9 protein-coding genes are annotated in these 9,655 nt (G+C 59.0%); 8 read left to right on the top strand and 1 reads right to left on the bottom strand.

Features of this window, described 5'->3' with window-relative positions; genetic code table 11:
* From DBR18_RS29465 to DBR18_RS19140, 6 genes are all read left to right on the top strand, one after another.
* On the top strand, positions 1–413 hold a 413-nt coding region (locus tag DBR18_RS29465; RefSeq protein ID WP_305891540.1), incomplete at its 5' end, for a DnaJ C-terminal domain-containing protein.
* 9 nt (positions 414–422) lie between these two features.
* Entirely contained in the window at positions 423–1,229 is an 807-nt protein-coding gene (gene dapB, locus DBR18_RS19160) for a 4-hydroxy-tetrahydrodipicolinate reductase (protein ID WP_108591473.1), read from the top strand.
* A 257-nt stretch (positions 1,230–1,486) separates the two neighbouring features.
* Positions 1,487–2,623: a glutamine-hydrolyzing carbamoyl-phosphate synthase small subunit gene (gene carA / locus DBR18_RS19155; protein WP_108591472.1), complete on the top strand. Its 1,137-nt coding sequence runs from the start codon at positions 1,487–1,489 to the stop codon at positions 2,621–2,623.
* 126 nt (positions 2,624–2,749) lie between these two features.
* Positions 2,750–5,971, top strand: a complete 3,222-nt coding sequence (gene carB / locus DBR18_RS19150; RefSeq protein WP_108591471.1) for a carbamoyl-phosphate synthase large subunit — start codon at positions 2,750–2,752, stop codon at positions 5,969–5,971.
* The gene (gene greA, locus DBR18_RS19145; RefSeq protein ID WP_003221530.1) at positions 5,968–6,444 is read left to right on the top strand and encodes a transcription elongation factor GreA; all 477 of its coding nucleotides are present in this window, start codon (positions 5,968–5,970) and stop codon (positions 6,442–6,444) included. The genes carB and greA overlap by 4 nt, the downstream gene beginning before the upstream one ends.
* 28 nt (positions 6,445–6,472) lie before the next feature.
* On the top strand, positions 6,473–6,877 hold the full coding sequence (locus tag DBR18_RS19140) for an MFS transporter (protein ID WP_108591470.1): 405 nt from the start codon (positions 6,473–6,475) through the stop codon (positions 6,875–6,877).
* Positions 6,878–6,886: 9 nt separating this feature from the next.
* On the opposite strand, the gene DBR18_RS19135 is transcribed toward DBR18_RS19140, so the two are convergent.
* Complete coding sequence (locus tag DBR18_RS19135) at positions 6,887–7,195, bottom strand: YhbY family RNA-binding protein (RefSeq protein ID WP_003221534.1); 309 nt, start codon at positions 7,193–7,195, stop codon at positions 6,887–6,889.
* 101 nt (positions 7,196–7,296) lie between these two features.
* Here DBR18_RS19135 and rlmE point away from each other — a divergent pair, with 101 nt between their 5' ends.
* Positions 7,297–7,926, top strand: a complete 630-nt coding sequence (gene rlmE / locus DBR18_RS19130) for a 23S rRNA (uridine(2552)-2'-O)-methyltransferase RlmE (RefSeq protein ID WP_108591469.1) — start codon at positions 7,297–7,299, stop codon at positions 7,924–7,926.
* A 202-nt stretch (positions 7,927–8,128) separates the two neighbouring features.
* Positions 8,129–9,655: ATP-dependent zinc metalloprotease FtsH (gene ftsH, locus DBR18_RS19125; protein ID WP_256588789.1), on the top strand; the 1,527-nt coding region annotated here is incomplete at its 3' end.

The raw sequence follows: 9,655 nt of genomic DNA, 5'->3' as shown, positions 1-9,655 counted from the left end.
CCCAGGGCGGCCCGACCGGCGATCTGTACGTGGTGATCAACGTGCGTGAGCACGACATCTTCCAGCGCGATGGCAAACACCTGTTCTGCGAGGTGCCGATCAGCTTCGTTGATGCGGCGCTCGGCGGCGAGCTGGAAATCCCGACCCTCGACGGTCGCGTCAAACTGAAAATCCCTGAAGGCACCCAGACCGGCAAGCAGTTCCGCGTACGCGGCAAAGGCGTGGCGCCGGTGCGTGGCGGTGGCGCGGGCGATTTGATGTGCCGCGTCGCGGTCGAGACGCCGGTCAACCTGAACCGTCGTCAGCGCGAATTGCTCGAAGAGTTCCGCAGCTCGCTGGCGGACGACAACAGTCACTCGCCGAAAACCACTGGCTGGTTCGATGGCGTGAAGCGCTTCTTCGGCGATCTGTAAGGAGTCGGCATGCGACGTATAGCTGTGATGGGCGCCGCCGGGCGCATGGGCAAGATTCTGGTCGAGGCCGTGCAACAGCGCGCGCCGTTGACCGGCCTGACCGCGGCGATCGTTCGTCCCGGCAGTACGCTGATCGGGGTTGACGCCGGTGAGCTGGCTTCGCTGGGCCGTATCGGCGTGCCGTTGTCCGGCAACCTGGAGTCGGTGGCTGAAGAGTTCGACGTGTTGATTGACTTCACGCTGCCGGAAGTCATGCTGAAAAACCTGGCGTTCTGCCGCAAGGCCGGCAAGGCGATGGTCATCGGCACCACCGGGCTGGACGCTGCGCAGAAGCAGTTGCTGGCCGAGGCGGGCAAGGATATTCCGATCGTGTTCGCGGCCAACTTCAGTGTCGGGGTCAACCTGTCGCTGAAGCTGCTCGAGATGACTGCCCGGGTATTGGGCGATGATGCCGACATCGAGATCATCGAGGCGCATCACCGGCACAAGATCGATGCTCCGTCCGGCACGGCGCTGCGCATGGGTGAGGTGATTGCCGATGCGCTGGATCGTGACCTGCAGAAGGTCGCAGTCTATGGTCGTGAAGGTCACACCGGAGCGCGCGAGCGCGAAACCATCGGTTTCGCCACTGTTCGCGGTGGTGATGTGGTCGGTGATCACACCGTGCTGTTTGCCTGCGAAGGCGAGCGCCTGGAGATTACGCACAAGGCCTCAAGTCGCATGACATTCGCCAAGGGCGCGGTGCGTGCGGCGTTGTGGCTGGATGCTCGCGAGCCGGGTCTGTATGACATGCAGGACGTGCTTGATCTGCATTGATTGACTGTTTTACCCAGCGCAAACGCCCGGTTTGCGCTGGTTTTTCTACATTGCGCGACGCCCTGTCGCATTCTCCGGCCTTTAAGGCTCTTTAGCGGTGGACCAAAAAAGCCTTTTTCTGTAAGCTACAGCTTTAGTGTGTCCACTAAAAGCGCGCAGAATAATTCAGTGAAGAAGCGGGGTGACGTGTCCATACGTCACTCCGCTTTTTTACAACCTGCGATTGCCCTTTCATGCGTTATTTACGGGAGGTCTTCTTGACTAAGCCAGCCATACTCGCCCTTGCTGATGGCAGCATTTTTCGCGGCGAAGCCATTGGAGCCGACGGTCAAACCGTTGGTGAGGTGGTGTTCAACACCGCAATGACCGGCTATCAGGAAATCCTTACCGATCCTTCCTACGCCCAACAGATCGTTACCCTGACTTATCCGCACATCGGCAACACCGGCACTACGCCGGAAGATGCCGAGTCCGACCGCGTATGGTCCGCTGGCCTGGTCATCCGTGACCTGCCACTGGTAGCGAGCAACTGGCGTAACACGATGTCCCTGTCCGACTACCTGAAAGCCAACAACGTTGTGGCAATCGCCGGTATCGACACCCGTCGCCTGACCCGCATCCTGCGTGAAAAAGGCGCTCAGAACGGCTGCATCATGGCCGGCGACAACATCTCCGAAGAGGCGGCCATCGCCGCGGCGCAAGGCTTCCCGGGCCTGAAGGGCATGGATCTGGCGAAAGTCGTCAGCACCAAGACCCAATACGAATGGCGCTCGACTGTCTGGGATTTGAAGACCGACAGCCACGCGACCATCGAAGCGTCCGAGCTGCCCTACCACGTGGTTGCCTACGACTACGGCGTCAAGGTCAACATCCTGCGCATGCTGGTCGAGCGTGGCTGCCGCGTCACCGTGGTGCCGGCGCAAACCCCGGCTGCCGATGTGCTGGCCCTCAACCCGGACGGCGTGTTCCTGTCCAACGGCCCTGGTGACCCGGAGCCTTGCGACTACGCGATCAAGGCGATCAAGGAAGTGCTGGAAACCGAGATTCCGGTATTCGGCATCTGCCTCGGTCACCAGCTGCTGGCCCTGGCCTCCGGCGCCAAGACCCTGAAAATGGGCCACGGCCACCACGGTGCCAACCACCCGGTACAGGATCTGGACACTGGCGTCGTGATGATCACCAGCCAGAACCACGGTTTCGCGGTAGACGAAGACACCCTGCCGGCCAACGTGCGTGCGATCCACAAATCGCTGTTCGACGGCACCCTGCAAGGCATCGAGCGCACCGACAAGAGCGCGTTCAGCTTCCAGGGCCACCCTGAAGCGAGCCCGGGCCCGAACGATGTGGCTCCACTGTTCGACCGCTTCATCAACGAGATGGCCAAGCGACGCTAAGCGTTCGCCTTGAGACTGTAGCGAGAAGCCCTCGAGGGCGGCCCCGACACCGGTGGCGCCCCTCAGGACTTCAGAAATCGATCAAGACGGCTTGCCGACTGACCTGCGGATTTGAGTGACAAACCCATGCCAAAACGTACAGACATTAAAAGCATCCTGATTCTCGGCGCTGGCCCGATCGTTATCGGCCAGGCCTGCGAATTCGACTACTCCGGCGCCCAGGCTTGCAAAGCCCTGCGCGAAGAGGGTTACCGCGTCATCCTGGTGAACTCCAACCCGGCCACCATCATGACCGACCCGGACATGGCCGACGCCACGTACATCGAGCCGATCAAGTGGCAGACCGTGGCCAAGATCATCGAAAAAGAGCGTCCGGATGCAGTGCTGCCAACCATGGGCGGCCAGACTGCTCTGAACTGCGCCCTGGACCTGGAGCGCGAAGGTGTTCTGGAAAAATTCGGCGTGGAAATGATCGGCGCCAACGCCGACACCATCGACAAGGCTGAAGACCGTTCGCGTTTCGACAAGGCCATGAAATCCATCGGCCTGGAATGCCCGCGTTCCGGTATCGCCCACAGCATGGAAGAAGCCAACGCCGTCCTCGAGCGTCTGGGCTTCCCGTGCATCATCCGTCCGTCCTTCACCATGGGCGGCACCGGTGGCGGTATCGCTTACAACCGTGAAGAGTTCGAAGAAATCTGCTCCCGCGGTCTGGACCTGTCGCCGACCAAAGAGCTGCTGATCGACGAATCGCTGATCGGCTGGAAAGAATATGAAATGGAAGTTGTCCGCGACAAAAAGGACAACTGCATCATCGTCTGCTCGATCGAAAACTTCGACCCGATGGGCGTGCACACCGGTGACTCGATCACCGTAGCTCCGGCTCAGACCCTGACCGACAAGGAATACCAGATCCTGCGTAACGCCTCGCTGGCGGTACTGCGCGAGATCGGCGTCGAGACTGGTGGTTCCAACGTGCAGTTCGGTATCTGCCCGGACACTGGCCGCATGGTCGTGATCGAGATGAACCCGCGTGTATCGCGTTCCTCGGCACTGGCTTCGAAGGCTACCGGTTTCCCGATCGCCAAAGTCGCGGCCAAACTGGCTGTGGGCTACACCCTCGACGAACTGTCGAACGACATCACCGGCGGCAAGACCCCGGCGTCCTTCGAGCCGTCGATCGATTACGTCGTGACCAAGCTGCCACGTTTCGCCTTCGAGAAGTTCGCCAACGCTGACGCCCGTCTGACCACGCAAATGAAGTCGGTCGGTGAAGTCATGGCCATCGGCCGCACCTTCCAGGAATCCCTGCAGAAAGCCCTGCGCGGTCTGGAAGTCGGCGTTTGCGGTCTGGACGAGAAGCTCGACCTGAGCAACCCGGAAAGCATGAGCATCCTCAAGCGCGAACTGACCGTGCCGGGTGCCGAGCGTATCTGGTACGTGGCGGACGCATTCCGCGCGGGTCTAAGCGTCGAAGACATCTTCGGCATGAACATGATCGACCCGTGGTTCCTGGTGCAGATCGAAGATCTGATCAAGGAAGAAGAGAAGGTCAAGACCCTCGGTCTGTCCGCTATCGACCGCGACCTGATGTTCAAGCTCAAGCGCAAGGGTTTCTCCGATCAGCGTCTGGCCAAGCTGCTGGGTGTGACCGAGAAGAACCTGCGTACTCACCGTCAAAAACTGGAAGTGTTCCCGGTCTACAAGCGCGTCGACACCTGCGCGGCCGAGTTCGCCACCGACACCGCTTACCTCTACTCGACGTACGAGGAAGAGTGCGAAGCGGCGCCGTCCGGTCGCGACAAGATCATGATTCTGGGCGGCGGTCCGAACCGCATCGGCCAGGGTATCGAGTTCGACTACTGCTGCGTACACGCTGCCCTCGCACTGCGCGAAGACGGCTACGAAACCATCATGGTCAACTGCAACCCGGAAACCGTTTCCACCGACTACGACACGTCCGATCGTCTGTACTTCGAGCCGGTAACCCTGGAAGACGTGCTGGAAATTTGCCGCGTCGAGAAGCCCAAAGGTGTGATCGTCCAGTACGGCGGCCAGACTCCGCTGAAACTGGCTCGCGCCCTGGAAGCCGCTGGCGTGCCGATCATCGGTACCAGCCCTGATGCCATCGACCGTGCCGAAGACCGCGAGCGCTTCCAGCAAATGGTCGAGCGCCTGAACCTGCGTCAGCCGCCAAACGCCACCGTGCGCAGCGAAGACGAAGCCGTTCGCGCTGCCGCGAAAATCGGTTATCCGCTGGTGGTGCGCCCATCCTACGTGCTGGGCGGCCGTGCGATGGAAATCGTGTACAAGGAAGACGAACTCAAGCGCTACCTGCGTGATGCGGTGCAAGTGTCCAATGACAGCCCGGTGCTGCTCGACCACTTCCTCAACTGCGCCATCGAGATGGACGTGGATGCGGTCTGCGACGGCAAGGACGTGGTGATCGGCGCGATCATGCAGCACATCGAACAGGCTGGCGTTCACTCCGGTGACTCCGCATGCTCGCTGCCGCCGTATTCGCTGCCGGCGCACATCCAGGACGAGATGCGCGAACAGGTCAAGAAAATGGCCCTGGAACTGGGCGTTGTCGGCCTGATGAACGTACAGCTGGCGCTGCAGGGCGAAGACATCTACGTCATCGAAGTCAACCCGCGCGCTTCGCGTACCGTACCGTTCGTGTCCAAGTGCATCGGTGTCTCCCTGGCCATGATCGCCGCTCGCGTGATGGCTGGTAAGACCCTGAAGGAAATCGGCTTCACCAAGGAAATCATCCCGAACTTCTACAGCGTGAAAGAGGCGGTATTCCCGTTCGCCAAATTCCCTGGCGTTGACCCGATCCTCGGCCCAGAGATGAAGTCCACCGGTGAAGTGATGGGCGTCGGCGACACCTTCGGTGAAGCATTCGCCAAGGCCCAGATGGGTGCGAGCGAAGTGCTGCCGACCGGCGGTACTGCATTCATCAGCGTGCGTGACGATGACAAGCCGCTGGTTGCAGGCGTGGCCCGTGATCTGATCAACTTGGGCTTCGAAGTGGTTGCCACTGCCGGTACTGCCAAGCTGATTGAAGCCGCAGGCCTGAAAGTGCGCCGCGTGAACAAGGTGACCGAGGGTCGTCCGCACGTGGTCGACATGATCAAGAATGACGAAGTCACCCTGATCATCAACACCACCGAAGGTCGTCAGTCGATCGCCGACTCGTACTCCATTCGTCGTAATGCCCTGCAGCACAAGATCTACTGCACCACTACCATTGCTGCGGGCGAAGCTATCTGTGAAGCGCTGAAGTTCGGTCCCGAGAAGACCGTACGCCGCTTGCAGGATCTACACGCAGGATTGAAGGCATGATCAAATACCCAATGACTGTCCAGGGCGCGAAAGCCCTGGAAGAAGAACACGCTCATCTGACCAAGGTCGTCCGTCCGAAGCTCAGCCAGGATATCGGAACGGCCCGCGAGCTGGGTGACCTGAAGGAAAACGCCGAATACCATGCCGCCCGCGAACAGCAGGGCATGGTCGAAGCGCGGATCCGTGACATCGAGGGCCGGATCCAGAATCAGGTCATCATCGACGTCACGACCATCCCGCATACCGGCAAAGTGATCTTCGGTACGACCGTCGAAATCGCCAACGTCGAGACGGATGAAAGCGTCACTTACCACATCGTGGGTGAGGATGAGGCTGACTTCAAACTCGGCAAGATTTCGGTTGGCTCGCCTCTTGCCCGTGCCTTGATTGGCAAGGAAGAGGGCGACGTGGTTGCCGTGAAGACGCCAAGCGGCGTTATCGAGTACGAGATTGTCGAAGTCCGTCACATCTGAAACCGGGCGCCCGCTGCATGCGGGCGCCATGCTTTGGCAACTGGCCCAGATGTTGTGGGTCGGCGGCTTCTGGTTGATTCATCTTGGTTTGCAAGCGGTGTTGGGCAAGATTGGCCTGGCACCGTTGCTGATCGATGAGGTTGCCAGTGCGTTTGAAGTGCCGGTAGCAGGTTTTGCCGTCACGTGCGTGATATTTCAGGCTTTGGTGCTGATACAGGCCGAGGGCCTTGTCAGTCTATGGCGGGATTTTCGCGGGCAAGTATTGCTGATGGCGTCAGGTGCGTGTGCGACTTTTATCGCAGTGCGTGTCGGCTGGCCGGATGCGCAACGTTGGCAGGAATTCAGTTTTCTGTTGTTGGGGTTCTCCGGGCTGGTGCTGGTGCTGCAACCGGTGCCGGGATGGAGTGGCAGGGTGCGCGAAGCACACCCTTGACCCTTGTCATCACTTGAAGCGATGAACGTTCGACAGCTGCTTGTTGACGCTGAAGTTCTTGCGGTAAACCAGTGCCATCTTGCCGATGACCTGCACCAGGTCCGCCTTGCCGACCTTGCACAGTTCTGCAATGTGCGCCAGGCGCGACTCGCGGTCGAGGATATTGAGCTTGATCTTGATCAGCTCGTGATCCGCCAGTGCGCGTTCGAGTTCGGCTAAAACACCCTCAGTCAAACCGTTGTCAGCCACGGTCAGAACCGGTTTCAGGTGGTGGCCAATGGATTTGTACTGTTTCTTCTGCTCTGGAGTGAGCGGCATAATCTGACCCTTTCGTCTGGATTCTGTAAAATGGCGGCCATTTTACCCGAGGGTTCGTGGATCCGCCCAATTAATCACGACCCTTATCATCGAGGTGCCCAATGGCGCGTTCCAAGACAAGCCTTGGTTGGCTGAAACGACATGTCAACGATCCCTATGTGAAGCAGGCGCAGAAGGATGGCTACCGCTCGCGTGCGAGTTACAAGCTTCTGGAGATTCAGGAGAAATACAAACTGATCCGTCCCGGCATGAGCGTTGTCGACCTGGGCGCGGCGCCCGGCGGCTGGTCGCAGGTCACCAGTCGGCTGATCGGTGGTCAGGGACGTCTGATCGCCTCGGACATCCTGGAAATGGACAGTATCCCGGACGTGACTTTCATCCAGGGTGACTTCACCGAGGACGAAGTGCTCGCGCGGATCCTTGAAGCGGTGGGTAATTCGCAGGTTGACCTTGTGATTTCCGATATGGCCCCCAATATGAGTGGTACGCCTGAAGTGGACATGCCCAAAGCCATGTTCCTTTGTGAGCTGGCGCTTGATCTGGCGGAGCGGATACTCAAGCCGGGTGGCAATTTCGTGATCAAGATCTTTCAGGGTGAAGGTTTCGATGTTTACCTGAAGGATGCTCGCAAGAAATTCGACAAGATCCAGATGATCAAGCCGGATTCTTCCCGTGGCAGCTCCCGCGAGCAATATATGCTGGCTTGGGGTTACCGCGGTGGTAACGAGTAAAACGAGGTTTTTTGGCGGGGCGATAGGTTTTTCGTATTTTGCCCCGCGTGCATAAGCGAATATTGTGTAGAAAGTGTTTCACAAAGGGTTACAGACGGCGCCTGCCAGAGTTGTAGGTAATGTAGTAAGTTAGGCCGGTGAATATCATGCGAAGCGCGCGCCAGTAGCGGAGCTTGCTTCAGAGGGTAGTTAATTGAACGATATGGCAAAGAATCTGATCCTGTGGTTGATCATCGCGGCAGTCCTCGTGACGGTGATGAACAACTTCTCCAGCCCTAACGAGCCGCAGACCCTCAACTATTCCGACTTCATCCAGCAGGTCAAGGATGGCAAGGTCGAGCGCGTAGCCGTTGATGGTTATGTGATTACCGGCAAGCGCAACGATGGTGACAGCTTCAAGACCATTCGTCCGGCAATTCAGGACAATGGCCTGATCGGCGACCTGGTCGACAACCACGTTGTGGTTGAAGGCAAGCAGCCTGAACAGCAAAGCATCTGGACTCAGCTCCTGGTAGCCAGCTTCCCGATCTTGGTGATCATCGCGGTGTTCATGTTCTTCATGCGCCAGATGCAGGGCGGTGCCGGCGGCAAGGGCGGGCCGATGAGCTTCGGCAAGAGCAAGGCGCGCCTGCTGTCCGAAGATCAGGTGAAAACCACCCTGGCTGACGTTGCAGGTTGCGACGAAGCCAAGGAAGAAGTCGGCGAGCTGGTGGAGTTCCTGCGTGATCCGGGCAAGTTCCAGCGCCTGGGTGGTCGCATTCCTCGCGGCGTATTGATGGTCGGTCCTCCGGGTACTGGTAAAACCTTGCTGGCCAAGGCAATTGCCGGCGAGGCCAAAGTGCCGTTTTTCACCATTTCCGGTTCCGACTTCGTTGAGATGTTCGTGGGTGTCGGTGCAAGCCGCGTCCGCGACATGTTCGAGCAGGCCAAGAAGCACGCACCGTGCATCATCTTCATCGACGAAATCGACGCCGTTGGTCGCCACCGTGGCGCCGGCATGGGCGGCGGTCATGACGAGCGTGAGCAAACTCTCAACCAGTTGCTGGTGGAGATGGACGGCTTCGAAATGAATGACGGCATCATCGTGATCGCCGCTACCAACCGTCCTGACGTGCTCGACCCTGCGCTGCTGCGTCCGGGCCGTTTCGACCGTCAGGTCGTTGTAGGTCTGCCGGATATCCGCGGGCGCGAACAGATTCTCAAGGTTCACATGCGTAAAGTGCCAATGGGCGACGACGTTGCTCCGGCCGTGATCGCACGTGGTACTCCGGGCTTTTCAGGTGCGGATTTGGCCAACCTGGTCAACGAAGCGTCGCTGTTCGCTGCACGCAGCGGCAAGCGCATCGTCGAAATGAAAGAGTTCGAGTTGGCCAAGGACAAGATCATGATGGGCGCCGAGCGCAAATCAATGGTCATGTCCGAGAAAGAAAAACAGAACACCGCTTATCACGAAGCCGGCCACGCCATCGTTGGTCGTGTCGTGCCTGAGCATGACCCGGTCTACAAGGTCTCGATTATTCCACGCGGTCGTGCGCTGGGTGTGACCATGTTCCTGCCGGAAGAAGATCGCTACAGCCTGTCCAAGCGTGCGCTTATCAGTCAGATCTGCTCGCTGTATGGCGGCCGTATCGCCGAAGAAATGACCCTTGGTTTCGACGGTGTGACCACCGGCGCTTCCAACGACATCATGCGTGCCAGTCAGATTGCACGGAACATGGTAACCAAGTGG

Source organism: Pseudomonas sp. HMWF021 (genome assembly GCF_003061005.1).
Lineage (GTDB): Bacteria > Pseudomonadota > Gammaproteobacteria > Pseudomonadales > Pseudomonadaceae > Aquipseudomonas.
This window is presented reverse-complemented; position numbering and strand designations above follow the sequence as displayed.

What these genes read in the sequence shown, in the direction of transcription:
- dapB (WP_108591473.1), top strand. Translation starts at nt 423, where the DNA reads ATGCGACGTATAGCTGTGATGGGCGCCGCCGGGCGCATGGGCAAGATT.
- carB (WP_108591471.1), top strand. Translation starts at nt 2,750, where the DNA reads ATGCCAAAACGTACAGACATTAAAAGCATCCTGATTCTCGGCGCTGGC.
- greA (WP_003221530.1), top strand. Translation starts at nt 5,968, where the DNA reads ATGATCAAATACCCAATGACTGTCCAGGGCGCGAAAGCCCTGGAAGAA.
- DBR18_RS19140 (WP_108591470.1), top strand. Translation starts at nt 6,473, where the DNA reads ATGCTTTGGCAACTGGCCCAGATGTTGTGGGTCGGCGGCTTCTGGTTG.
- DBR18_RS19135 (WP_003221534.1), bottom strand. Translation starts at nt 7,195, where the DNA reads ATGCCGCTCACTCCAGAGCAGAAGAAACAGTACAAATCCATTGGCCAC.
- rlmE (WP_108591469.1), top strand. Translation starts at nt 7,297, where the DNA reads ATGGCGCGTTCCAAGACAAGCCTTGGTTGGCTGAAACGACATGTCAAC.